Consider the following 24,505-nt stretch of genomic DNA (forward strand, 5'->3'; position numbering starts at 1 on the left):
AGCGGCTAATTGGCCCCAAGATACTGAGCTTCGGCTAGTAACGCCGCGCCATGATGCGCGAGGCCTGGCAACGCCACGTGAGGACGATAATCAACAGGCCTTTTACGGAATCCAGCAATAAATTGTCGGGCTTGCCAAAAGCAAAATAAATACCCGCCCCAATGCCTATCCACCACACGCCCAGCAGGTAGCACCAGGTAGCAAAGCCGGGCCGCCGCTTCCAGACCTGCACTACGGCCACGGCCGCCACCAAAGACACAAACAGCAGCAGCCACGCCACGATGTAGGCCAGGAATGTAGTATCGGGGCCATATTTCACCCCGAACTGCTTTAGCGTGAAAGCCGGTGCGAAAAACGCGCCCCCCGTCAGCGCCAGCTCGATGAGCAGGGCGATGATGAGCACAGTCAGAAGCAGCTTACGGGCCATGTAATGTAGGCGATGATGGTGCCGTAGCGGGCTGTTCTCAGGATGGGAAGCCCAACGGGCCGCCAAGCTAAACAATAATCTTTAATAAATCATTATTTCAAGTTTCGAGGTCAAGCTCGCAATCGAATCCGACTGCTGTAAGTGCTTAACTGGAGGTTTAAAAACAGCTTTTGCCAGGACATGTGGTCTGTTTGCCGAATACGGCTTTTTACATAATCCCCTGATTGGACAAGTCCCAAAAGGCATTCCCATAAGAAGGCAATGCCTCCTGAACCGCGACTACTGCGCGATGATGCTTCCGAGGTTAAAGCAGATGAAAAAGGCAAATCCAATTACCAGCAGCGCCACTGCAACATAAACAGGCAATGTCGCTCCCCACAGCATAATCCGAATCAAGCCGGGGCCGTGGCATTCCTGCAGCCACGCTCGCAACACTCTGATTACCTGAATGCCGCCAGCTTGGAGCAGGAGCCCCAGCACAATCCAATTCCACAGGTGGGCCTTGGGGTGGTGCGGCCATATTTCCATCCGAAAGATTATGCCCAGGCCGGCTATGATAGTGGCTGCCGCTGTGAGCCACAGCCGGGGCGGCACCACGGGCCATTGCGGCAGCCAATTCCATTTATTAGAGCGCATGATTACGCGGGCAAGCGCCCCTACTGCCGCGACCACAGCAGCATGAGTTGGGTGAAGGCCAGCAGTAGCAGCGCCAGCAGCACAATGGTGGCTGGCAGCACGCCGCGTATTAGCCGCCGCCAGCGGGCATCGGGCGAGGCGGCGCGCTCCTGCCAAGCCAGCAGCAGGCCCAGCGCGGCCACATCGCCGATGCAGAACAGAACACCGAGGAAAGTGAGAGCGAATTGAGAGATGGAAGCCATTTTATGCTCTTATTGACAAGTGACTGTTAATTTTTCAGCTGCTCGTAAGCCTGCCAGTCGGCGTAGGTGAAGCCCTGCCAGCCGGTTTGGGCCGCGTGGTGCGCCCGCCAGTTAGCCACGGCCACGTTGAGCTGCTGCTGCGCGGCAGCGGCCGGGATGGTGGTGGCATTGCCGTACTGGTCCTCGGTGGTGAGGTGGGCGGCAGCATCGAGCTGGCTGCGATGAGCCACCAGCGTGGGCAGAGTACGGCCTGGCATGGACAGCAGAAAGCCCACATCGATGCTGCGAAAGCGGGGCTGGAGGTTGTACTCGGCAATCCAGACTTCCCAGTTGCCAGCGGCGAGCAGCAGCAGCACCGCGTACACGGCCAGCGAATTGAGGCGGATGAGGCTGTAGGCCGAGCGGCGCTGCCAGATTTTCAGCAGCACTGTGGCTAGCCCGAAGAATACCAGCAGCAGAAAAAAGCACACGCCGATGCGCTTGTAGGCGATGCCGCTGTTAAGGATGTAGTAGTAGTTGCGCAGGCCCACTGAGATGGCCAGCACGGCATTCTGCATCACCCACACGGTAGCGCCCCAGCGCAGCCACGGCAGCCCGGGCTGGTAGAAATTCAGGTTGCGGCGGAAGAACCACAGCACGATGCCCATGGCGAGCAGGATGCTGAAAATGAGCACATACGTGCCTTCGTGCACGAACTGGGCGAGGTCAAACCCCGGCGCGGGCTCAAACCCAAACCAGAGCCAATTGATATCGATGGCATTCACCGCCAGCAGCAGCACGTTCACCAGCCCGAAAACGGCGGCGGCGGCCAGAAACTCTTTGCGCAAGTCCAGCATCCGGGTGTGGCGGAAGCTAAAGTCCGGCCGGCGCACGCCGAAAGAGGCCACCCGGTCGCGTTGCCGCCGCACAATCTCCCCGAAGCGCGACTCGTGGTCGGCGAAATAATACACCGGCACCACCACCACTACCCCGGCCGTAACCAGAAAGCCCAGCGCGATAAACAGCAGGTGACCAATGGAAATATCGGGCAGCAGCCGCCCCAGCCACTCGCCGAGCTGCGCCAGCACTTGGCCGCTTAGCGCCTCATAACGCGGGTTGGCCACCGCAAAGAGCACGTGGAAAGCCCCCAGAATGCCCAGCGGCACCAGAAACAAGCGGCCGTAGAACCAGCTTCGGCGCACGCCGGCCCCGGTATTGCGCGGGGCACGCACACTCCGCAACACCCGCAGCCAAGCCTGCGCCAGGCTGTTGGCCGCCGTGAGCAGGGCGTAGAGCACCAGCTTCAGGTGCGGCTGGTTCACGTAGCCCAGCAGCAGCAGCACCGAGGCCATGCAGGCCAGCGCCGCCGCCCCAGAGCCATATACTGCCATCATGGCGGCCCCAAACAGGCTGCCGCCCACCATCAGCCAGAAGTAGCCCGAGCGGCGCGCCGCCGCGTGGCGGGGTAGCATCAGCAGCTGCGCCACCACGATAAAGGCCGTGAACACCAGCATGTTTACGCCGCCGCCTTCGCGCCAGAAAAGCCAGTCGAAAAGCACCACGCCCAGAGGGAGCAGCACCTTCTGAATGGTTGAAAGCGAAGCCGCAGGTACGGATGACATCGAAGCAGCATCCGAATCTTCGGACAATGGAATGACAGGATTCATTGAAAATGAACTAAATAGATGAGGTGAATGAGTAGAAAAAGTCTGTAACTGACCGGCGGTAGCGCGGCCTAGTGCGGCAGCACGGGCAGCGGCAGAAAAGTGGCCGAATCAGCCGGCTCCAGAGATGCCCCCGACGGAGCAGTGGGGTCAGAACCCTTCCGCACCTTGCTCAGAATGGCTTCGAGCAGCGGGCGCATCGCGTCGAGGTGGCGCGACTTGATGAGGAAATTCCAGAGGGGCTCGAATTTTTTCCAGCCGCCGGCGTAGGCGAAGTGCTTGAGCTGGTGGCGCAGCGTGTCGTGCACCAGGCTGGCTTTGGTGATGTTGGCCCAGGAATAGAAGTCGCGGTAGGCCTGGTCGTAGCCGTCTTTTAGCTGGTGGGCGGTGAGATGCGGGCCGGGGCGGCACACCACGGTGCGGGTGTCGTACTCGTTCCAGCGGCGGTGCAGCAGGCGGTTTTCGGCCTCCATGCGCTGGAAAAGCGCCGTGCCTGGATAGGGCGTGGCAATGTGAAAGGTGGCCGTGGTAATGCCCTGGCCCACGGCCCAGTCCACGGTGCGTTGGAACACGTCGGGCCGGTCATCATCGAGCCCGAACACGAAGCTGCCGTTCACCATGATGCCCAAATCGTGCAGCCGCCGGATGGCCGCCGCGTAATCGCGGCCCAGGTTCTGGGGCTTGTTGCTGGCCTTCAGATTTACCGGGCTCAGCGTTTCAAATCCCACAAACAGGCTGCGCAAGCCCGCCTGCGCGGCCTTCTCCAGCAGGCCATTATCGCGCAGAATGCTGTCCACCGTGGCCGCCCCCTGAAACAGCCGCCCCATGCCGCGCATTCCCTCAAACAGCCCCGTGGCGAAGCGCGTATGGCCCAGCAAATGGTCGTCGAGGAAGTAGAGGTGGCGGCCCGGCAGGCGGTCGATTTCGGCCAGGGCATCGTCTACGGTCTGGGTGTAGAAGCCCTTGCCACCCTGAAAAAAAGCGTCCTTGTAGCAGAAATCGCAGTGGTGCGGGCAGCCCCGCGTCACCACAATGGAATTGGGCACGAGGTAGCGCTCCCGCTTAATCAGGTCGCGGCGGATGGGCGGAATGCCCGCCAGCGTGCGCCCCGCCCCCGACACGTAGCGCGACCGGGCCCGCCCCGCCTGCCAGTCCCGCAGAAACTCCGGAAATATTTCCTCGCCCGGCCCCAGAAAAATGCTGTCGGCGTGGGGCACGGCCTCATCGGGCAGGCTGGTTACGTGCAGGCCACCCAGGCACACATAGGCTCCACGGGCGCGGTAGTGGTCGGCCAGCGCATAGGCGCGGTAGGCGTTGGTGATGTACACCTGGATGATGACTAGGTCGGGCGCATCGTCCAGCCGCAACGCTTCCACGTGCTCATCCTGCAAGTCCGCTTCCCAGTGGGCTGGCAGGTAGGCCGCCAGCGTGGCCAGCCCCAGCGGCGGAAACAGGGAATACTTTATCGGCCGCCAATAGGGGTTGGTGGCTTCCGTAAGGGCGGGCAGGATGAGTTTTACGCGCATGTTAAAGAACTTTGAATTACAAAGTATAAATGCAAAAAAAAGAGCCTCGATGGCTTCTTTTTCAAAAAATCAGGGCCGCAGCAGCTTCTCCAGCGTGGCTAGGTGCTGCTGAAACGCGGCCTTGCCGGCGGCAGTGGCCGTGTAGGTCGTGTTGGGCTTTTTGCCCACAAATTGCTTGCTCACCAGCACATATTCGGCCTTTTCGAGGGCGGCGACGTGGCTGGCGAGGTTGCCATCGGTTAGGTCAAGAACTTCTTTTAGGTCGTTGAAGCTCACCGATTCGTTGGCCAGCAGCACGGCCATCACGCCCAGCCGCACGCGGTGGTCAAAAGCCTTGTTGAGGGTATGAATGAGGTGCTTCACCGGGATACTACAGGTTATTGGGCCGCTGCGCCGGCCGCGCCCGGCCGCTCGTAGCGGTTATACATCAGCAGGCCGTAGCCGATGTGGCCCAAGCCAAAGCCGAGCGCAAAGTAAAGCAGGCCCCAGCCGGGTTGCAGCATGGCCAGCAGCCCCAGCACAATTTGGGTGAGCCCCAGCCAACGGATTTCGTCCAGCGTGTACTTGCTGGCATTGAGCAGCGCCAGGCCGTAGAACACCAGTAGGCCCGGCACCACCATGCCCGCATCGCCGCCCAGGTACAGCCGCAGGCAGAACAGCCCGCCCGCCACCAGCGGCACCGCCAGGGCCACGGCCACGCGGCGCGCCGGGCCGCTCCACAGCGTCTGGCCGCTGCGGCGGGTGCGGCGCTGGGTGAAGAAAAACGCCACCAGCAGCGCCGCCGCAATCACGCCGCCCGCCAGCAGCAACAGAAACGGCAGCGCCGCCTGCCGCTCCGGCGCGGTGCTGGCCACCAAGTGCGAGTAGCCGGTTGGGCCGTACTCGCTGGGGTATTGGTTTTGCAGGTAGAAATGGCCGGCGGCTGCGCCCAGCAGCGCCACCACACCCGCCCCTACCCCGCTCAGGCCGGAAAGCGACAAAAAGCGCGAGCTGCGCTCCATGATGGCGCGGATTTCGGTGAGTTGGGCAAGCGGGTCGGGAGCAGCGGCGGGCTTCATAATTATCGAAGTGCTTTGTGATGCAAAGTTGATAAAAAGAATTGATATGTTGCATCACCCAGCCCACTTTTTTATTTCACCCGTGAAAGCATCTGCCAACCCGTGGAACCGTAGCGCGATGCCTGGACTATCACGCTGCTGGTGTTGGCCACTACTCATTTCTGCCCCTGTCTCAAACCGGGACGGCTTGCGGATAAACTGAAATTTCAGCCCAACAATCCCAACCCGAATCCCCTAAAAATCAGCTGGCTATCGGGTCATTTTTCAGGCCGGCTTACAGTATCGATTTGGGAGTAAATTTTCCCAAAAATATACTTAACCTCATCGCAAACCACTCATTTACAAGGCTTCGTAGCTCGGCAAAGTTTCCTTGATTGTGCCGCCGCAGCCAGCAATAGCGCAATCGGGCGACGATGCCCCATCCTCACTTATTTATGCTATGCCAACTTCTTCGCAAACCACGGCCACGACCCATACCCTTGCCATCTGGTTTTTGACCAACCTGGGCGGCACCGCCTGGCTGACATTGGATTTTTGCCGCGATTCTCCCGCTGATGCCATGGTGCCATTGATTATCGGGCTGGTGGCGGCTGGGCTGTCGCTGGGGGCGGTGCCGCTGGCTATTCCCTTGTTTGCCCTGGCGCAGCACCATTGCACCGCCTGGCGCTGCCGGCTTACAGCGCTGGCCGTGGTGCTGCTGGGCTTTTTTGCCAGCAACTACCTGATAATAAATTTACTGCCCATTGGCCCGGTCGGCAGCCTGTTGAGCATATCGCAGCCATACTTGGTAACAGCGGTGCTGGCCGTGATGTGGGTTTACCGCCCCCGGCCCACCCCGAAACGGTCGTTGGTTTGGCTGTTCAAACCCGCCCGCATCACCCGGCGCGTGGCCATCAAATTAGCTGGCATGGCGAATTAGGCTCCGGTATTCCGGTGCTTCTGCGGCTTATTTCGCCCAAGCCCGGCGCTGGTGCGTATCATCGGGCCATGCGCCTTCGCTTACGGTTGTTCGAATTTGAGGATTTGCCCTGGTTCCCGGCCACCATTCGGGCCGGGATGATGGACTACCTGCGGTTCATGATTTCGGCGCTGGGTACCTACCGGCCCATTGCGCCGCTGCTGGCCGAGGGCCTCGCCCGCACCGCCCAAACCCGCGTGCTGGAGCTAGGTGCCGGAGCCGGCGGCGGCACCGAAACCGTGCTGGCCGCCCTGCACGCCCTGGGCCAGCCCACCACCATCACCCTCACCGACCTCTACCCCCAGCCCGCTGCCTGGGCCGATATCGCCCGCCGCACCAACGGCAACATCGGTTACGAGCCGTCATCGGTAGATGCCCTGGCCGTGCCCGCACAGCTGGCAGGTTTCCGCACCATCTTCTCGGCCTTTCACCACTTCCCGCCCGACGCGGCTACGGCCATGCTGCGCGATGCCGTGCGGGCCGGCACCGGCATCGGCGTGTTTGAGGGCGCGGGCAAGCACTGGGCCGAGCTGCTGCTGGCCCTCACGGTGCTGCCCGTGGCGCAGCTGCTACTCACGCCGTTTTTCCGTCCATTCCGGCTCAGTCGGCTGGTCTTCACTTATCTCATTCCCCTCATTCCACTCTGCACCATTTGGGATGGGTCGGTGTCGCTGCTGCGCATGTACTCAACGGGGGAACTGCTGGCCCTGGCCCATGCCGCCGACCCAGCGGGTGCATTTGCCTGGCAGGTGGGCAAAAAGCGGCACTGGTGGGGACCGCAGGTTACATACCTCATCGGTTGGCCAGTTGAGGCTGCGCAACCGGCAAAAACCCACGAAACCTAAGCCGCAGCTGTTTCTATTGCAGCTTTTGCCCACCTTTGTGACCGCCGGCTCCGTTGGCCTTGCCTAATCGATTTAGACCATTGCTTACTGCTTACAAAAAGGCGCTGCCGCTGCTGCGCATCCCGTTTTCCGTTTACCTCATGCCCGTATTCTGGTTTGGGCTGAGCGCCTTGCGCGGACCTTGGAGCGGGTGGCGGGCCGTGGGTGTATTTGTGGTGCTGCACCTGCTGGCTTACCCCGCCTCCAACGGCTACAACTCCTACTACGATAAGGACGAAGGCAGCATCGGCGGGCTGAAAGCGCCGCCCAAGGTCACGCAGGAGTTGCTGCATTTAGTTTGGCTGTTTGATGCGCTGGCCGTGGCGGGGGCGGCGCTACTCTCGCTGCCATTTGCTGCGCTGGTAATAGCGTATTTGCTGATATCGAAAGCCTACAGCTATGAGGGAATTCGGCTGAAGAAATACCCGCTGCTGAGCACGCTGGTGGTGGTGGTTTTCCAAGGCGCGTTCACGCTGTTGATGACGCAGGTGGGCGTAGGGGCCGCGCCGGAGCAGCTTTTTGAAAAGACCAATTTGCTGCTGGCGTTGGTCAGCACGCTGTTTTTGTGCGGCTCTTACCCGCTCACGCAAGTATATCAACACGAAGAAGATGCCCGGCGCGGCGACCGCACCCTGAGCCTACGACTGGGCATCCGGGGCACGTTCATCTTTGCGGCTATCGGGCTGCTGGCGGGTGCGGCGGCGCTGGGGCTGGCCTACTGGCTGCGCCAGGAAATCCGCCCGCTGCTGATTTTTCTGGTAGCTACCGGACCCGTGGTGGCGCTGTTCAGCCGCTGGGCCTGGGCCGTGTGGCACGACGAACGCGCCGCCGATTTCGAGCACACCATGCAGATGAACCAAGTTTCGTCGTTGTGCTTAAGTGCAGCCTTTATCGCCATGCTGCTCTGGCGCTGAGCGCCGGCCGTGTGACGGCGGTAACTCAGGCGGCCCCTCGCCGCGTATCAACAAGGTATTTCACTTCAATGGCTACTATCATGCGTACCACCCGCCTCTTCCTGTTACTGCCGCTGCTGGCCGCCTGCAACTCTACTCCTTCGGCTGTAAATGAAGGCTCGGTTTCCCAGATGGATGACCGTCAGGGGCCGGACAGCACCACCGCGCCAACAGCTACCAATAGCGCCCTGCCCGCCCCCGACACCGCCCACACCAAAGCCGTTTCGGCCGTGCGCGATACGCTGCGCGTGTCGCGCATAGCGCACAATTTCAGCCGTCCCAAAGGCCCGGCCGACAAATTCCAGCTCATATTTCGCGGCCCGTCCATCCTCGAAGGCACCGGCGAATTTACCATCACCGACCCCGAGGGCCAGGTTATTTTCCGCGAAATGCTGACCGAGCCCGACCTCGAAGCCGCCCTCGTGTATGAGATGAAAGGCCCCACCGCCACCCGCGCCGAGCGCGAAACCTTCGTGCTTCGCCGCATCGACCGGTTTTTCCTGCCGGCGCAGTTTCACACGCCGGCCGTGGCGGCCAAAGCCACGTTCCCGGGCGGCATCGAAAACCTCGACCGCGCGACCTGGAACGACCTGCAAAAACGGCCCGACGCCATCGGCTTCGAATACCTGAAAGGTAAGGAAGACCGCCGCCAGATTGCCTGGTCGCCCATAAAAAAGCAGAGCGTGCGGGTGCGCTAACGCCACATGGCACGAGTACCCCGAATTATTTAATTCGGGACACCAGAACATCAGTCGTTCTAACTGCCCGATTCCTGCAGCAACAGCTGCTCCAGCCCCGCCCGCATCTGCTCAAACGGCTGGTAGCCCCGGGCCAGTACGTAGCCCTGCTCCCCTATCCGGACCACCGCCGTGGGAAAGCCCTGTACGCCAATGCGGGCCACCGCCGCAAACTCCTGCCGGGCAGCCGTGGCCGTTTCCGGCGCGGCAAAACGGCGCAGGAATTCCGCCTCATCCACCCCGAACGGGACCAGCAGCGGCACATAAGTAGCGGCAGCATTTAAATCCTGGCCATCCCGAAAAAAGGCCGTTTGCACGTCGTGGGCGAAGGCTACGGCGCGGGCCGGGTCCTGCGTCAGGTGCCGAAACGCTACGATGGCCCGGCTCGGCGGCTCCGAGTCGTAGTAGTAAGTCCCGGCTTCGCCCAGTGCCTTGAACGGCTCGCCGAATTCCACGCCGGTCACGTCTTCCACCTGCACTAAGGACTGGCGGATGTAGTCCCAGCTTTCAGAAATCGGGCCGGCATCGTCGTCACGCACCATGCCGCCGCACAGTACCGACACGTCGACGCGCCCTGCAAACTCGCGCTGCACCTGATTGATAACCGGGCTCATGCCGTAGCACCAGCCGCACAGCGGGTCGTGAACATAGAGCAATTCGGGCAGCTGAACGATGGGGTCAGGATTCATACGCGCTTTTTTTCTGCCAAAAATAGCGCCCTATTGCTCGCCCGGCGGCTTATGTGAAGTGGGCGAAACTTATTTTCAACAATGATGAATTTATTCCTTCAACCCATAGTTTGCTCCGTGATACCTAGCGTTATTCAAGTGGATAATTTTTATACGTCCATTTATTATTATTGACGATTATTATTCTACCGACAGCCCGTTGCAGCAATGCAGCGGGCTTTTTCGGGCTCAATTTACACAATTGAATTATTTCAATAAATTGAATAATTCAATTAATCAGCCAAAATCTAAATCCATTAAAAAAGGCCCGTTGCATTGCTGCAACGGGCCTTTTTTAATTTGGTAATCAGGCTTACTAGCCGTTCATGGCCAGCAGGAATTCTTCGTTGTCCTTGGTGCCTTTGATGCGGTCCTTGAGGAATTCCATGGCCTCGGTGGCCGTCATGTCCGACATAAACTTGCGGAGCACCCACACGCGGTTCAGCTCGTCCTTGCTCATCAGCAGGTCTTCGCGGCGGGTGCCGGAAGCCGGGATGTCGATGGCCGGGAACACGCGCTTGTTGGCCAGCTTGCGGTCCAGCTGCAGTTCCATATTGCCGGTGCCCTTGAATTCCTCAAAGATAACCTCGTCCATTTTGGAGCCGGTTTCGATGAGGGCAGTGGCGATGATGGTGAGCGAACCGCCGCCTTCCACGTTGCGGGCCGCGCCGAAGAAACGCTTGGGCTTTTGCAGCGCCCCAGCATCGATACCACCCGAGAGGATGCGCGACGAGCTAGGCTGCACCGTGTTGTAAGCCCGGGCGAGGCGGGTGATGGAGTCGAGCAGAATCACCACGTCGTGGCCACACTCTACGAGGCGACGCGCTTTATCCAACGCCATTTCGGCAATTTTTACGTGGCGGTCGGCCGTTTCGTCGAAGGTCGAGCTGAGCACTTCGGCCTTCACGGTGCGGGCCATGTCGGTCACTTCCTCGGGACGCTCGTCGATGAGCAGCACCATGAGGTAGACTTCGGGATGATTCTCGGCAATGGCGTTGGCGATTTCCTGGAGCAGCACCGTTTTACCGGTTTTGGGCTGGGCCACGATGAGGCCACGCTGGCCTTTACCGATGGGCGCAAACAAATCGAGCACGCGGGTGCTGATTTGGCTGGGCTTGGTGGTCAGCTTCATGCGGTGGTCGGCAAAAAGCGGGGTGAGGTGGCTGAACGGCACCCGGTCGCGGACTTCTTCCACGGTGCGGCCGTTCATGCTTTCCACGCCCACCAGAGCGAAGTATTTCTCGCCCTCGCGCGGCGGCCGGATGGTGGCCACCACCGTATCGCCAGCCTTCATGGCAAACTGCTTCACCTGCTGCGGCGACACGTACACGTCGTCGGGCGAGCTGAGGTAGTTGTAGTAAGGCGAGCGCAGGAAGCCGTAGCCACCGTCGGGCATCAGCTCAAACGTGCCGCCACCGGGCACCACCAAATCCAGCTCCTGACGCTGTGGACGCTGGTTCTGCTGGTTTTGGTTCTGGTTTTGGCCTTGGTTCTGGCCCTGGGGCTGGTCGGTGCGGGGCGAGCCGTCGGGATTTTGCTGGCGCTGCTGGCGTTGCAGGTCGCGCTGGGCGTAGCGCTCCTCGCGGGTCAGGTTGCGGTTGTTATTATTGCCTTCGCCGCGGGGCTGGTCGTTGCGCGGCTGGTCCTGGCGGGGCTCACGCTCCTGCCGGGGCTGGTCGCTGCGGGGCTGCTGATTATCGCGGTTTTCGCGGGGCTGCTGGTCTTGGCGGGGTGCGCGCTGCTGGTCTTGGCGGTTATCGCGCACTTCGCGGTTGTCGCGCTCGAAACGGTCGGCGCGGTTTTCGCGGCGGTCGCCAAAGCCGCTGCCACCGAAATCGCGGCGACCGTTGGAGTTGCCCTCACGGGTATCGGTATTGGGTTCGGCAGCGGGCGCGGCAGCAGCGGCGGCTTCATTAGCAGCTTTTTCGGCGGCCATTTCGGCGGCACGCTGCTCGGTGATGGGCCGGCCGGCGCGGTCGACGCGCTCCCGGCGGGGGCGGTCAGTGCGGGGGGCAGTGGCGGCAGTATTCTGGGCGTCGGTGTCGGCCGCCGCTTCAGCGGCAGTGGCTGGAGCCTGGGCCAACGTAGCACCGGTAGCTTCGAAAGGTGCCACCAAGGCTAGGCCCTCAATAGAATCCAATATTTCAACCGTGGGAGCCGGCGCGGCAGCAACTACCGAAGCAGGCTCTTCAGCCACTGAAACGGCGGCTTCGCGGCGCGGCTCGCGGGCTGGACGGCCGTTTTGAGCTTTGGCGGCGGGCGGCGCGACATCGGAAAAAGGCTGTTCGGCCGTGCTAGGCGCGGCACGGCGGGTAGCGGTGCGGGCAGGCCGGGCAGAGTTGGCGGCGGGCGCGACAGTGGCCGGAATGGCTGCTACCGGCGCAGCAGCGGCCGGGGCGGCAGCAATTTCGGCCGCGCTGGGGGTGAGGGCCTGCTGGTCAAGGATTTTGTAAATCAAATCCTGCTTGCTGAGCCGTTTAAAGTTGCCGACGTTTAGCTTTTCGGCAATTTCCTTGAGGTCGGACAGCAGCCGGTCCTTCAACTCGTTAATGGTGTGCATAATGGGGATAAGGGGGGAACATCTGGCTGTAAAGCACTGGGGGCTGGCGGCCCGCTTCGGCCCACTGGGGGCGCAAAAAAGCCAGCTACGGCACGGCGGCGGGGCCGCGGGAAATATTAATTCGCGGGGTCCGAACGAGCTACTAGTGAGCGGCGCACGGCGCGAGATGAATACGCAGGAAAATGAGGTGCAGAATGGGCCGCTGGAAATTCAGCAAACAGGCGGACCAACGACGGGCACTACGGCCCGCGGGCCCGACCAAGGCGGCCGGTTGCTCCCGCAATGTTAGCGCATTACGGACAAACTGCCAAATCGGATGCCTTGCGGATGGCGTGGGAACACGGGGCGCGGCAAAATAAGTTGCGTGCCGCGCCAAGGCTTTCGTAGCCAAGGCGGTGGTGAGGTCGGTTTTTACTTACGACCTTTGCCCGGCTTACCCCAACCTGCCTCATGCTGCAACTTTCCGTTCTCCGCGACCAGACCGACCTTGTGCTGGCCGGCCTTGCCAAAAAACGCTACGCCACCGGCCCCGCCGACGTGGCCGCCATCCTCGACCTCGACCAGCGCCGCCGCCAGCTCCAGACCAGCCACGACTCGGCTCAGGCCGAAGCCAACGAGCTGGCCCGCCAAATCGGCGGCCTCATGAAGTCCGGCGACAAAGCCGGGGCCGAAACACTGAAGGCCCGCACCGCCGAACTCAAGCAGCATACCCAGAGCGCCGCCGCCGAGCTGGCCCAGGTGGAAAAAGAGCAACAGCAGCTTCTGTATAAGCTGCCCAACCTGCCCCACGCCAGCGTGCCCGAAGGCCGCGCCGCCGCCGATAATGAAATCGTGCGCGAGCACGGGACCAAGCCCGAACTCGGACCCGACGCCGTGCCGCACTGGGATTTGATTAAGAAGTATGACATCATCGACTTCGAGCTGGGGGTGAAAATCACCGGCGCAGGCTTCCCTGTTTATAAAGGCCAAGGGGCCCGCCTGCAGCGCGCGCTCATCAACTTCTTCTTGGATGAGGCCCGCAACGCCGGCTACACCGAGATGCAGCCGCCCATTCTAGTGAATGAGGCCAGCGGCTACGGTACCGGCCAGCTCCCCGATAAGGAGGGCCAGATGTACCACGATGCCAAGGACGACCTCTACCTCATCCCTACGGCCGAGGTACCGCTGACCAACATCTACCGCGACGAGATTATTCCGGTTGAGAAGCTGCCCGTTCGCATCACCGGCCACACGCCCTGCTTCCGCCGCGAGGCCGGCTCGTGGGGGGCCGATGTGCGTGGCCTCAACCGCCTGCACCAGTTTGATAAGGTGGAAATTGTGCAAATCACGGGGCCCGAACACAGCTACGCCGCCCTTGATACCATGGTGGCCCACATCGAAGGCTTGCTGCAAAAACTGGAACTGCCCTACCGCGTGCTGCGCCTCTGCGGCGGCGACATGGGCTTCACCAGCGCCCTGACGTTTGATTTGGAGGTGTGGAGCGCCGCCCAGGGCCGCTGGCTGGAAGTGAGCTCGGCCTCAAACTTTGAGACGTACCAAGCCAACCGTCTCAAGTGCCGATACCGGGCCGACGGCGGCAAAACCCAACTGCTGCATACGCTGAACGGCTCGGCGCTGGCGTTGCCACGCATCGTGGCCGCGCTGCTGGAGAACAACCAGACGGCGGAGGGCATTAATCTGCCAGCAGTGCTGCACAGCTACTGCGGGTTTGAGAAAATCGGGTAGTCGCCTGTCATTGCGCGTGTAACGAAACGCGGCAATCCGTCCTGTAAATACCAGAAACGACCTTTTACCAGAAAGCCCCGATACTTCGCAGTATTGGGGCTTTCTGGTAAAAGGGCTTTATCACATCTCAGAGTTGGTCACATCGAGAGGACGGATTGCCGCGTTTCGTTACACGCGCAATGACAGACGGGCAGGCCACTCACCGACGACTCCTAATAATCCGCCATCTCCTCATCCAGATAGCACCAGAGCCACCGTTCACCGGGCTCGGCCGATGACACGACTGGGTGCTGACTGGCGTGGAAGTGTTTGGTAGCGTGCTTGTTTCGGGAAGAGTCGCAGCAGCCGACGTGGCCGCACTGCTGGCATACGCGCAGGTGCACCCACGTATCGCCAAGGGCCACGCACTCGGGGCAAGCGTATTCGGGGGCATTTTTGAGGCTGGTGAGGGCCGTGAGGTGCTGGCAGGGTTCGGTTTCGGGCATGACGGGGGCGGGTTTGGAGGAAGACAACTGACCGGCCGGAATTGCCCGGCTCATGAAATATAGCAATTCTTTTTGCGAGCCGGATGGCGAAACCGTCGAGCCGCTGGCCGAAACCGGCGATTCGGTAGCAGCGGCGGGAATGTTAGGGGGCAGTTTTGGGTAATCAATCAGCCAACGGATTCCTTAACCGCCTAGTCCCTATCGTCATGGAAAGAAAACACTTTTTAAAAAGCCTCCTGATGGGCACTGCATCGGTACCCGTGCTGCTGTCGGCTTGCAGCAAGGACACGGTGACGCCTACTTCTACCAGCACCGGCACGACGGGTACTACCGGCACCACGGGCACCGGCTCGGGCAGCTGCGCCGTGGCCCCCACCGAAACCGAAGGGCCATTCCCCACCAAAGTGCCGTCGTCGTATGTGCGCAGCGATATCCGCGACGGCAAAACGGGCTACCAGGTGGATATCAGTATCAATCTGACCAATAGCAACAGCAGCTGCGCCGCTTTGGTGGGCGCGCTGGTTGATATCTGGCACTGTGATGCCGAGGGCAACTATTCGGAATACGGCGGCTCGGGCATGCAGGCCACCAACTATCAGTCGGTGCACTTCCTGCGCGGCCGGCAGGTGACGGACGCCAACGGGCAGGTGAAGTTCACGAGCATTTTTCCGGGCTGGTATTCGGGCCGCGCCACGCACATTCATGTGCATGTGTATTCGGCCACCGGCACTTCGCTGAAAGTCACGCAGATTGCCTTCCCCGAAGGGACCGGCACGGCCGTGGCCGCCGTGAACGGCTACGCCAAGGGCCTGAGCGGCTACACTTCCAATGCCACTGACAACGTGTTCAGCGACGGCGTGGCGCAGGAGCTGGCTACTGTAACGGGCAGCACGGCGGCGGGGTTCCAGCTGGCGTTTTCGATGGGCGTGCCGGCGTAGAATCAGAAGTTCTGAACGGTCATGCTGAGCGCAGTCGAAGCATCTCTACCGCTTCGTTGACACGATTGAATTACTCTTCGCGGTAGAGATGCTTCGACTGCGCTCAGCATGACGGCGTTTTTTATCTTTCGCGGCCCGTCCTCCCCTACCCATGCCCGACCGCCTCATCACGCTTTGCTACCGCAAAATCATTGATGCCACCGCTACCCGCTCCTGGGACCAGCTGGTATGGAACGACAGCTACGCCGAGTTCCGGCTGCAGGCGCAGAATTTCAACCCCGGACAGCAGTACCGCTCGTTTGGCGAAATCCTACATTTCATGCCGGGGGCTGAGCGCCTGCATTTTCTGGTGAGCGGGGCCGTGACGGGCTATGTGCAGCAACTGAATGAGCGGATGCCCGACATTACCGACAACCTAGGGCGGCAGTTTCTGCGGTTCAAGCGGTTTCAGTTCGAGCTGATTAACTCTGATTTGCAGGATAAGAGCAAACATCAGATTGCGGTCAATTTTGTGTCGGAGCCGCTGCGCTGGCACGATACCGTGGGGGCATTTCTGGTAGTATCAGAGGCTTCGGCGGCAAGTGATGCTGACGAAATCCTGACGCATCTGGTGCCGCTTCAGCCGTTTCTCAGCATTTATTCCATCCTCACGCCCGCTTCCGATGATAGCGCAAACGCCGGGTAAAATCTTTCTGGCCGATGAGCGGGGGCTGGCCGAATCGGACCGGTTCCGGCGTTACAGCACGTTCAGCTTCGGGCCGTGGGCGCACCCGCACAAGGGGCCGTTTGGCCGTTTGTACGGCCTGAATGAGGAAACGCTGGCTGGCGGCCACGCGCTGGATTTCACGGTGGTGGAAGCCTCGCACGTTGTCGTTATCCCCATCACGGGGGCCGTGGCGCTGGGCAGTTTTGGGCAGTCTGAAACCACCGTGAGCGTGGAAGAAACTACCGTGCTGACGCTGCCCGCCGGCAGCACGCTCCGCGTGCGCAACCCCTATAATACCGAGTTAGTGAGCTTGCTGTACCTCTGGCTGCTGGCCGATGCGCCAGTGGCCAACAGCAGCGAGCAGCGCGGCAGTTTCAACAGCGAAGCCATTCATAACCAGCTGACGCGGTTACTGCCAGCGACGGCCAATCCGCTACCGTTTACCGTGAGCCTGGGTCGTTTTGCGGGCCGTCAGGAAGCTATTTATCAACTAGAAAACCCAGCTAATACCGTATTTGTATTTGCTCTAGCTGGGGCTTTCGAAGTCGAAAGCCGCCTGATGCACGAAAAAGACGGCCTGGCCTTGTGGAACGTGGCTGAAATCGAGCTCGAAGCCCTGAGCAACGATGCCCTGATTCTCGTGCTGGAGATGGCCCCGCGGGCAGCCTGAGCTAGCGCCCATCGCGGGCCGGGGGCAATTCCAGATTCAGCGTTTGCTCGCGCATGCACTTGAAATGGCCTTGCGGGCACTTGGCAAACCCGATTTTGGAGCACGGTCGGCAACTTAGCCCCTGCACTTCCAGCACCTTGAATTCGGTGCAGTACGGGTACATGCCGAAGGCGGGCACGGTATTGCCCCACACGCTGAAAATCTCCTTGCCGAAAGCGGCTGCAATGTGCATCAGACCGGTATCGTGGCTCACCACAAAATCGGCCTGCCGCAGCAGCGAGGCTGATTGGTGCAGTGAGTAGCGCCCGCAGCCTTGGTGGATTATTGGGTTTTCCTGGCTTACGGCTGCTATCAGCGCCTCCGCCACGGCGGCATCTTCCGGGCCGCCGAGGAGCATGATGGGGCGCGGGGCCAGTTTGTGGCACAGCTCCACCAGTTTCTCCAATGGCAGGCGCTTGGTGGCGTGCTGCGCGCCAATGGCCACGGCCACGTAGCCGCTGGCGAAATCGGCGGGGAGCGTGGCTAGGTCTACTTCCTGGCCAGCGGGGATGAAGTAATCGAGGCCCCGGCCGTCGTCTTTAACTCCCAGCGGTGCGGCGGCGGCTAGGTAGCGCTGTACGATGTGCACACGCGGCAGCTTATCAATCTTAAAATTGACCAGCAGCCACTTCTGCCAGTTCAGCTTGTCGAAGCTGCTGGATTTCACGCCCAGCCGCAGCTTGATGAGCCGGGTGCGCAGGTTGTTGTGCAGGTCGACGATGTAGTCGAACCGTTCGGCTTTCAGCGCTTCCACCAACTCGCCTAGGCTGCCGTTGAGGCAGTGCACTTTGGTGATGTAGGGGTTGGGCTCGAGCAGGCTGCGGTAGCCGGGCTTGGTGGCAAAATGCACCTCCGCGCCCGGTATCTGCTGCGCCAGCGCTCGCACCACGGGCGTGGTGAGGACGATGTCGCCGATGGAAGAAAAGCGGAGAACGAGGATTTTCACACTACTCAAACAACGACTTCTTGTATTCCAGCGGCGGCTTTATGGCGGCTTTGCGGGCTTCGAAATAGGCTGCCACTTCCTCCACCGACTTGGCGTTGAACGTCATTTCCTTCGTCAAATGGCCTTTGCGGCCCATCAGCACGCCGTAGCGCATGTCTTCGTAGCCGTTGGTGTGGTGGGCGTCGGGGTTGATGCTGAGCATTACGCCTTGGTCGAGGGCGTAGCGCACCCAGCGCCAGTCCAGGTCGAGGCGCCAGGGGTTGGCGTTGATTTCGATGATGACTTGGTGCTGGGCGCAGGCATCGATAACGGCTTTGTAGTTGATGGGGTAGCCCTGGCGGCGCAGCAGCAGGCGGCCGGTGGGGTGGCCCAGCATGGTCGTGTAGGGGTTTTCGATGGCGCGTAGCAGGCGGTTGGTCGCCCGGGCCTCGTCCATTTTCAGGTTGGAATGGACGCTGGCCACGATGAAATCGAAACTGGCCAGCACGTCGTTGGGATAGTCGAGAGAGCCGTCGCCCAGAATGTCGCTTTCGATGCCTTTGAAAATGCGGAACGGGGCCAACTCGGCATTCAGCTGGTCGATTTCCTGGTGCTGCTGGCGCACGCGCTCCACGCTCAGGCCGTTGGCGTAATGGGCGGCCTGGCTGTGGTCGCAGAGGCCGAGGTACTCGTAGTTGTGGTCACGCAGCCAAGTGGCCATTTCGCGGATGCTGTGATTGCCGTCGGACCAGGTGCTGTGGTTGTGCAGGGAGCCGCGCAGGTCGCCGTCTTCGAGCAGGCGGGGCAGCTTTTTCTCAGCGGCTAGGGGAATTTCGCCTAGGCCTTCGCGCAGCTCGGGCACGATGAATTGCAGGCCGGCTTTCTCGTAGAGCGCGTCTTCCTGCTGAAACTTCTCGCGCCGCGCCCACTGGCGCAAGGTGGAGTTGTGGATTTGCGGGTTGGTGGGCTGCGGGATGGGTTCGCTCAAATGTGCTTCAGCGGCGGAATTCAGGAAAACTTCGGTCGTAAAATCCTCGGGCTTCACCAGCAGCACTTCGATTTGCACCCCTGATTCGGTAGCCGTGCCGCGCCAGGCAAACGGCCCCGAGCGGCGCGGGTCGGGCGTGAGGCCGGCCGTGGTGTTCAGCAGCTCGTGCGCTTTGGTCAGCTTCTCGGCAGCGGCCACGAGGCTCACGGTTTCCACGGTTTCGAGGCGGCGGCGGATTTCGCCAGCCACGGCTACCTGTTCGGTTTTCAAGCCGTCGCGCAGTAGCTGGGCCAGCTCATTGCCCAACTTTTCGGCCTGCGGGTAGAGGAGCTTGCCCTTGCTCTGCCCCGCGAATTCCAGGGCTTCGAGGATGCTGTCCTGGGTCTTTTTGCCGAAACCTTTGAGCTTGCTCACCTGGTCGGTTTCGGCGGCTTCGCGCAGCTGCTCGATGGTTTCGATGCCCAGCTCGCGCCACAGGCTGCGGATTTTCTTCGGGCCAATGCCTTTGATGCCCAGCATTTCGACTACGCCGGGCGGCGTCACTTCCAGTAGGCGCTGCAGGTCGGAGAAGGTGCCGGTATCGAGTAGCTCGGCCACTTTGGCGGCGGCGGTTTTGCTCAAGCCGGTGCGGTCGGGCAGGCCGGAGCGCTCTATTTCCGAAACCGGAAAGCTCAGGGCATCAAGGGCGTTGGCCGTGCCTTCGATGGCGCGGATTTTGAACGGATTTTCGTCGTGCAGCTCCATGAGCTGGGCGGCCAGCTTGAAGGCACGGGTCAGGGCGCGGTTATCCACGGGGAAGGGGCTTTTAGGGGCACGAAGGTAGTTTATCCTGGGGCTTACGTGGTACGGCAGCGGGCGGCCAACCACCTCAATGCGGCCATGCCACGCAAGCAGGCAGTACCTTGGTTGCCGGGCCGGGAGCGCGAACCATCTCGCTCAGACGGCCCCATTGCCATGTTCAAACCGACTTTTTCGGGCCGGCTGTTGCTGGCCCCGCTCCTGTTGCTGGCCGCCTGCGAGCGGCACAAGCCGGCCGTCGTCACCTCCTCCCCTACTTCCATGAAGCAGCTGGAAGGCACCTGGTTGGCCTCGCACGAAGAAAACCGGGGCGATACGCTGGTGTACCGCCCCAACACCTACAAATTCCCGCCGACACGGGGCCGCACGGGCTTCGCCATCAAGTCCTTCGGCCGGTTCGAGCAGTTCGATATCGCGCCCACCGACGGGCTGGCCGGCCACCCCGGCACCTGGACCGCCGACGGCACTACCCGCCTCATCATCCACCTCACCGACGGCCACGAACCCAACTACACGCTTGAAATTCTGTCGCTGAATAATAAAGTATTGAAACTGCGGCGAGTGAAATAAGGCATTTGCACACTAAATCAGCCCTTTCAGCGCTTGGCTGGTGCTAGGGGCACCGGCATTTCACGGCATATTCATTTCCTGGCAGGAGTTTTGGCATAACGCGGCAAGCAAAACGCCCCCGGCTCCGTATTTCAACCTCTGACTCCTGCCATCGTAGAAACCAGCAGCGTTTGGGCGGCATTTTTCGCAGTCTTTCACCTTTTACGTGCTTATCATCATGTCCTTCGTCCCTTCTTTCAGCCCCGTGCGGGCCTTCGCCCTTGGCCTGGCCCTCGTTAGCCTGGCCCCGGCCCACGCCCAGAAAACCACTGTTAAAACGAAAACCAGCAAGGTTAAAACCAAAACCAGCGCTGTGCCCAAGCCCCCCGTAAGCGAGCCCAAAGAGGTAGCCGCCGCCGCCGTGCCCATGGAGCCCACCCCGAAATCGCCCGGCGTGTCGGCCCCGCAGGTGGTGAAGCCCGAACTGCCCGCTGAATGGATTTCTGACCTCGGCGCGGCCCAGGCCCAGGCCAAAGCCACCAACCGGCCCATTCTGGCCGTTTTTTCGGGTTCCGACTGGTGTAAGCCCTGCATCATGTACGAGCAGGAAGTTTTTGCCAAGCCTGAGTTTACGGCCTATGCCAAGGACAAGCTGGTGCTGGCCCACTTCGATTTTCCGCGCATGAAAAAGAACCAGCCCACCGCCGCCCAGCTCAAGCTGAACGAAGCGGCCGCCGCGCAGCTCAATAAGGAAGGCGACTTCCCGCTGGCCGTCGTCATCGCGCCTGATGGCAAGGTGCTGGCCAAAACCGGCTACATCGCCGGCGGCCCGGCCGCTTTCGAGGCTTACCTGAAAAAGGTGGTGCCCACGCTGTAGGAAATATTGCCGCTGAAGGGCCGGCTGGCCCCGAACCAATGCCGGCCCTTCGGACTTTGCCAGTAGTATGCACACGAATTTAAAACCTGGAATCGCCGTTTGGGCGCTGCTGGCTATGCTTTTTTCGGCATGGACGGGCAGCGCCCAAACGGTTTCGGCCCAGCGCCACACCTTCACGCGCAGTGCCCACCTCATGGGCTCGCACTTTACTTTTACGGTGGTGGCCGACGATGATTCGGCCGGGCAGCGGGCACTGCGGGCGGGATTGGGTGAAGTGAAGCGCATTGACCGGCTGATGTCGTTCTGGGATTCCACATCCGAAGTGGTGCGCATTAACCGGGCGGCGGGCGTGCGGCCGGTGGCCGTGTCGCCCGAAACGTTTGACCTGATTACCCGCACGTTGAACCTGTCGCGCCTCAGCGGCGGCGCGTTCGATATCACCTTCGCCAGCGCCGATAAGCTGTACAAGTTCGACCGGCAGGCCCACCCCGCCCTGCCCGATTCGGCGGCCATCCGGGCTTCGGTGCGGCGCATTGGCTGGCAGAAAATCCAGATGGATGCCGCGAAGCACACGGTTTTTCTGCCTGAAAAGGGCATGCGCATCAATCTGGCGGGTATTCTGCAGGGCTACGGCCTGCGCCGGGCCAAGCAGGTGCTCGACAAAATGGGCATCAAAGGCGGGCTGATGAATGGCTCGGGCGACATTTACTGCTGGGGCCGACAGGCCGACGGCTCGCTCTGGCGCGTGGCCATCGGCGACCCCGACCACCCCAACAGCGTGGCCGCCTGGGTCGATGTGACGGATATGGCCGTGGTCACGGCTGGCAACTACGAGCAGTATTTCACGGTGGGCAAGCAGGTGTACGGCCACATCATCAACCCGCACACCGGCTACCCGTCCATCGGTCTGCGCTCGGTCACCATCCTCTGCCCCGACGTGGAACTGGCCGATGGATTGGACGAAGTCGTCTTCGTGAAAGGCCCAACCGCCGGTTTGGCTTTCATCAACAGCCTGAAGGGCGTTGATTGCACGCTGATAACCGACGATAATCGCACGTTGGCCTCCCGGGGCATGACGTTGAACTACTACCACGGCGCGACTCCGGCCGCCCGCCCCTGATTTTTCGTAACTTAATGATTGTGAAAAAAATCTCTCTATCTGCGCACCCCCGGCTGGCGCTGGGGCTGTTGCTGCTGCCCCTGGGGGCAGCGCTGCCCAGCTGCGTATCGGTGAAAGCCTACCAGAAAGTGTACCTCAACGACGAGGACATGAAGCTGGCCAGCAAAACCGTGGAAACGCCCGAAACCAACTTCGAAAGCTACCGCGAAGGGGCCGGCGGGGCTAATGGCGGCAAAGTAGGCGGCGGCTGCGGCTGCAATTAATCACTCTGTATCAGCCCGACTTCTTGAAAAATCTCCTATTCCCGCTGCTCGCCCTGAGTGCCTTGGCCACCCCGGCCCTGGCCCAAACCGGCACCACGCAAAACCCGAACCGCATCGACGGCTACGGCGCGCCCGTGAGCCCCTCGGTGCCGGTGAGCCGCGCGGCCGACGAAACCACCATCGACATCATCGGCGGCTACTACCAGCAGGACGGCAGCCACGGCGCGGTGGAAGGCGGCCGCGGCACCCAGCAGCTCACCGACGTGCCCCCGGCCATCATCGTAAACGTGCCGCTGGATACCGTTAGCCGGCTGACGGTGAACGTGGGGGCTGATTTCTACGCCTCAGCTTCGACCGACCGCATCGACTTTGCGCTGAGCACGCCATCGGCGCACGATGTGCGCTACCACGGCGATTTTGGCTACAGCCGCGAGCAGAAGGCCAAGGGCACCATCTGGGGTGTGGGCACGGGCGTGTCGAAAGAATATGACTACCTCTCGTTCAACCTGGCCGGCTCCTTCGCCAAAACCTCGCAGGATGGCAACCGCCAGCTGAGCCTGGCCGGGCAAGTGTTTTTCGACCGCGTGACGCTGATTCAGCCGTTGGAGCTGCGGGAAGGGTATTCGACCGGCGCTACCACCAACCGGGGCGAAAAGAATTATGGCTCCGATACTCGCCAGACTTACAATTTCACGGCCACCTATTCGCAGGTACTCACCAAGCGTTTACAGGCGGCTATTAGTACCGAACTGGTGTCGCAGAATGGCTTGCTGAGCACGCCGTTTCATCGGGTGTATTTCCGGGACAACACGATTCTGAACCCTGCTCCAACCAGCGTGGGCGACAATTTCGCGCCCCGTGTGGCCACGGCGGCCCGAATCGAGAACCTACCCCGCGCCCGCTTCAAGTACCCGGTGAGCCTGCGGCTGAACTACTATGCTTCTGACCTGGTCCAGATTCGCGGCTTCTACCGCTTCTATAATGACAATTTCGGTATCACGGCCCACACGTTTGAAGTGGAGCTGCCGGTGAAGGTGACGCCGTTTTTCGTCTTGTATCCCTTCTACCGCTACCATACCCAGACGGCCGCCAAATACTTCGCGCCCTTTATGGAGCACTCCATCAGCGACACGTATTATACCTCCGATTACGACCTGTCGGCTTTCTCGGCCAACAAAATCGGCCTGGGGCTGCGCTACTCGCCGGTGTACGGCATCGGCCGTTTCCACGTGCCGGGCAAAAACGCGCAGGGCTTGCCCCGCGTCATGCGCTTCAAATCACTGGATTTGCGCTACGCCAACTACCAGCAAACCGGCTCCACCATCTACACCGCCGCCAACCGGGCCGACCTCAAGGCCAACATCATCAGCTTCGATTTGGGCTTCGCGCTCTAAAAACCGGGGCATTTGCGCCCGGCTTTATTTTCTTTGTGGTGTGTAAACCAACGGCCGGCCGGCATCAATGCCAGTGCCGGCCGTTTGCGTGTCGCCACCCTTTACTTACTTACTTACTTACTTACTTACTTACTTACTTACTTACTTACTTACTTACTCAGTTACTCAGTTACTCAGTTACTCATTCAACGCTTGAAACACTGGCTCGTTAAATCGGAACCCGAAGCCTACTCCTGGGCCACCTTCGTGCAGGAAGACGGCACTGCCTGGACCGGCGTGCGCAACTACCAGGCCCGCAACAACCTCAACCTGATGCAGCCCGGTGACCTCGTGCTCTTCTACCACAGCGTGAGCGAAAAAGCCATTGTAGGCCTGGCCGAAGTGGCCGCCCTGGCCATCCCCGATGCCACGGCCGAAGCCGGCTCGCCCTGGGTGGCCGTGCCGTTGCGGCCGGTGCAGCCACTGTCCCGGGCCGTGGGCCTGGCCCAGCTCAAGGCCGATGCGCGGCTGGGCGAGCTGGCCCTCATCCGGCAGTCGCGCTTGTCGGTGCTGCCGGTGCGGCCCGAGGAGTTCGATGCCATTCTGGAACTGGGGGCTGAATAACCATTTTCGAGACCAGACAAAACGCAGAATTCGGTTGTAACTTTAAAGCAGTAGCCGCGCGTTAGAAACGAGT

The 24,505-nt window shown here is 61.0% G+C and carries 26 protein-coding genes; 14 read left to right on the forward strand and 12 right to left on the reverse strand.

Annotated elements, in window-relative coordinates; translation table 11 throughout:
* Positions 1 to 34: 34 nt before the first annotated feature.
* From ACYU70_RS12340 to ACYU70_RS12370, 7 genes are all read right to left on the reverse strand, one after another.
* A complete protein-coding gene (locus ACYU70_RS12340; RefSeq protein WP_342300117.1) occupies positions 35 to 427 on the reverse strand; it encodes a hypothetical protein in 393 nt (130 codons plus the stop codon).
* A 279-nt stretch (positions 428 to 706) separates the two neighbouring features.
* A complete protein-coding gene (locus ACYU70_RS12345) occupies positions 707 to 955 on the reverse strand; it encodes a hypothetical protein (protein ID WP_342300119.1) in 249 nt (82 codons plus the stop codon).
* Between the two features lie 128 nt (positions 956 to 1,083).
* Complete coding sequence (locus ACYU70_RS12350; RefSeq protein WP_342300120.1) at positions 1,084 to 1,305, reverse strand: hypothetical protein; 222 nt, start codon at positions 1,303 to 1,305, stop codon at positions 1,084 to 1,086.
* Positions 1,306 to 1,331: 26 nt separating this feature from the next.
* Complete coding sequence (locus tag ACYU70_RS12355) at positions 1,332 to 2,951, reverse strand: DUF4153 domain-containing protein (RefSeq protein ID WP_342300121.1); 1,620 nt, start codon at positions 2,949 to 2,951, stop codon at positions 1,332 to 1,334.
* A 68-nt stretch (positions 2,952 to 3,019) separates the two neighbouring features.
* Positions 3,020 to 4,474, reverse strand: a complete 1,455-nt coding sequence (locus ACYU70_RS12360; protein ID WP_342300123.1) for a B12-binding domain-containing radical SAM protein — start codon at positions 4,472 to 4,474, stop codon at positions 3,020 to 3,022.
* A 69-nt stretch (positions 4,475 to 4,543) separates the two neighbouring features.
* Positions 4,544 to 4,837 carry a winged helix-turn-helix domain-containing protein gene (locus ACYU70_RS12365; RefSeq protein ID WP_342300124.1) on the reverse strand — a complete coding sequence of 98 codons (294 nt, stop codon included), beginning with the start codon at positions 4,835 to 4,837 and terminating at the stop codon, positions 4,544 to 4,546.
* Between the two features lie 14 nt (positions 4,838 to 4,851).
* Positions 4,852 to 5,532, reverse strand: a complete 681-nt coding sequence (locus ACYU70_RS12370) for a hypothetical protein (protein WP_342300126.1) — start codon at positions 5,530 to 5,532, stop codon at positions 4,852 to 4,854.
* Positions 5,533 to 5,971: 439 nt separating this feature from the next.
* On the opposite strand from ACYU70_RS12370, the gene ACYU70_RS12375 reads away from it, so the two are divergent.
* From ACYU70_RS12375 to ACYU70_RS12390, 4 genes are all read left to right on the forward strand, one after another.
* Positions 5,972 to 6,451 (forward strand): hypothetical protein, encoded by a 480-nt coding sequence (locus tag ACYU70_RS12375; RefSeq protein ID WP_342300127.1) that lies wholly within the window; start codon positions 5,972 to 5,974, stop codon positions 6,449 to 6,451.
* Positions 6,452 to 6,519: 68 nt separating this feature from the next.
* Positions 6,520 to 7,335, forward strand: coding sequence for a class I SAM-dependent methyltransferase (locus ACYU70_RS12380; RefSeq protein WP_342300128.1), 816 nt, complete (start codon positions 6,520 to 6,522; stop codon positions 7,333 to 7,335).
* Between the two features lie 80 nt (positions 7,336 to 7,415).
* Positions 7,416 to 8,288, forward strand: a complete 873-nt coding sequence (locus ACYU70_RS12385) for a UbiA family prenyltransferase (RefSeq protein ID WP_460615998.1) — start codon at positions 7,416 to 7,418, stop codon at positions 8,286 to 8,288.
* A gap of 80 nt (positions 8,289 to 8,368) precedes the next feature.
* Positions 8,369 to 9,025, forward strand: a complete 657-nt coding sequence (locus ACYU70_RS12390; protein WP_342300226.1) for a hypothetical protein — start codon at positions 8,369 to 8,371, stop codon at positions 9,023 to 9,025.
* 59 nt (positions 9,026 to 9,084) lie between these two features.
* Here the strand turns inward: ACYU70_RS12390 and ACYU70_RS12395 are convergent, their stop codons facing one another.
* Together ACYU70_RS12395 and rho are read right to left on the reverse strand one after the other, a co-directional pair.
* Positions 9,085 to 9,753, reverse strand: a complete 669-nt coding sequence (locus ACYU70_RS12395) for a DsbA family protein (RefSeq protein WP_342300225.1) — start codon at positions 9,751 to 9,753, stop codon at positions 9,085 to 9,087.
* A 355-nt stretch (positions 9,754 to 10,108) separates the two neighbouring features.
* A complete protein-coding gene (rho, locus tag ACYU70_RS12400; RefSeq protein ID WP_342300224.1) occupies positions 10,109 to 12,352 on the reverse strand; it encodes a transcription termination factor Rho in 2,244 nt (747 codons plus the stop codon).
* 450 nt (positions 12,353 to 12,802) lie between these two features.
* Between rho and serS the strand changes: the two genes are divergently transcribed.
* Positions 12,803 to 14,077: a serine--tRNA ligase gene (gene serS, locus ACYU70_RS12405; protein WP_342300222.1), complete on the forward strand. Its 1,275-nt coding sequence runs from the start codon at positions 12,803 to 12,805 to the stop codon at positions 14,075 to 14,077.
* A 212-nt stretch (positions 14,078 to 14,289) separates the two neighbouring features.
* Here the strand turns inward: serS and ACYU70_RS12410 are convergent, their stop codons facing one another.
* Positions 14,290 to 14,562, reverse strand: a complete 273-nt coding sequence (locus tag ACYU70_RS12410; RefSeq protein ID WP_342300220.1) for a UBP-type zinc finger domain-containing protein — start codon at positions 14,560 to 14,562, stop codon at positions 14,290 to 14,292.
* Between the two features lie 206 nt (positions 14,563 to 14,768).
* On the opposite strand from ACYU70_RS12410, the gene ACYU70_RS12415 reads away from it, so the two are divergent.
* From ACYU70_RS12415 to ACYU70_RS12425, 3 genes are all read left to right on the forward strand, one after another.
* Complete coding sequence (locus tag ACYU70_RS12415; RefSeq protein ID WP_342300218.1) at positions 14,769 to 15,500, forward strand: dioxygenase family protein; 732 nt, start codon at positions 14,769 to 14,771, stop codon at positions 15,498 to 15,500.
* Positions 15,501 to 15,651: 151 nt separating this feature from the next.
* A complete protein-coding gene (locus ACYU70_RS12420; protein WP_342300217.1) occupies positions 15,652 to 16,185 on the forward strand; it encodes a hypothetical protein in 534 nt (177 codons plus the stop codon).
* Entirely contained in the window at positions 16,163 to 16,876 is a 714-nt protein-coding gene (locus tag ACYU70_RS12425; protein ID WP_342300215.1) for a pirin family protein, read from the forward strand. Before ACYU70_RS12420 ends, ACYU70_RS12425 begins: the two co-directional genes overlap by 23 nt.
* Position 16,877: 1 nt before the next feature.
* On the opposite strand, the gene ACYU70_RS12430 is transcribed toward ACYU70_RS12425, so the two are convergent.
* Both ACYU70_RS12430 and ACYU70_RS12435 read right to left on the reverse strand, forming a co-directional pair.
* Positions 16,878 to 17,861, reverse strand: coding sequence for a glycosyltransferase family 9 protein (locus ACYU70_RS12430; RefSeq protein ID WP_342300213.1), 984 nt, complete (start codon positions 17,859 to 17,861; stop codon positions 16,878 to 16,880).
* Between the two features lies 1 nt (position 17,862).
* Entirely contained in the window at positions 17,863 to 19,620 is a 1,758-nt protein-coding gene (locus ACYU70_RS12435; RefSeq protein WP_342300211.1) for a helix-hairpin-helix domain-containing protein, read from the reverse strand.
* A gap of 162 nt (positions 19,621 to 19,782) precedes the next feature.
* Between ACYU70_RS12435 and ACYU70_RS12440 the strand changes: the two genes are divergently transcribed.
* The 6 genes from ACYU70_RS12440 (at position 19,783) to ACYU70_RS12465 (ending at position 24,432) form a co-directional block, all read left to right on the forward strand.
* On the forward strand, positions 19,783 to 20,196 hold the full coding sequence (locus ACYU70_RS12440) for a hypothetical protein (RefSeq protein WP_342300210.1): 414 nt from the start codon (positions 19,783 to 19,785) through the stop codon (positions 20,194 to 20,196).
* 217 nt (positions 20,197 to 20,413) lie between these two features.
* Positions 20,414 to 21,052 carry a thioredoxin family protein gene (locus tag ACYU70_RS12445; protein ID WP_342300209.1) on the forward strand — a complete coding sequence of 213 codons (639 nt, stop codon included), beginning with the start codon at positions 20,414 to 20,416 and terminating at the stop codon, positions 21,050 to 21,052.
* 115 nt (positions 21,053 to 21,167) lie between these two features.
* Positions 21,168 to 22,172 (forward strand): FAD:protein FMN transferase, encoded by a 1,005-nt coding sequence (locus ACYU70_RS12450; protein WP_342300208.1) that lies wholly within the window; start codon positions 21,168 to 21,170, stop codon positions 22,170 to 22,172.
* A gap of 65 nt (positions 22,173 to 22,237) precedes the next feature.
* Positions 22,238 to 22,435, forward strand: a complete 198-nt coding sequence (locus ACYU70_RS12455; protein ID WP_425293343.1) for a DUF4266 domain-containing protein — start codon at positions 22,238 to 22,240, stop codon at positions 22,433 to 22,435.
* A gap of 23 nt (positions 22,436 to 22,458) precedes the next feature.
* The gene (locus ACYU70_RS12460; RefSeq protein ID WP_342300205.1) at positions 22,459 to 23,829 is read left to right on the forward strand and encodes a DUF3570 domain-containing protein; all 1,371 of its coding nucleotides are present in this window, start codon (positions 22,459 to 22,461) and stop codon (positions 23,827 to 23,829) included.
* Positions 23,830 to 24,021: 192 nt separating this feature from the next.
* Positions 24,022 to 24,432: an EVE domain-containing protein gene (locus tag ACYU70_RS12465; RefSeq protein WP_198067726.1), complete on the forward strand. Its 411-nt coding sequence runs from the start codon at positions 24,022 to 24,024 to the stop codon at positions 24,430 to 24,432.
* Positions 24,433 to 24,505 lie beyond the last annotated feature (73 nt).

This window comes from Hymenobacter segetis (assembly GCF_054776495.1).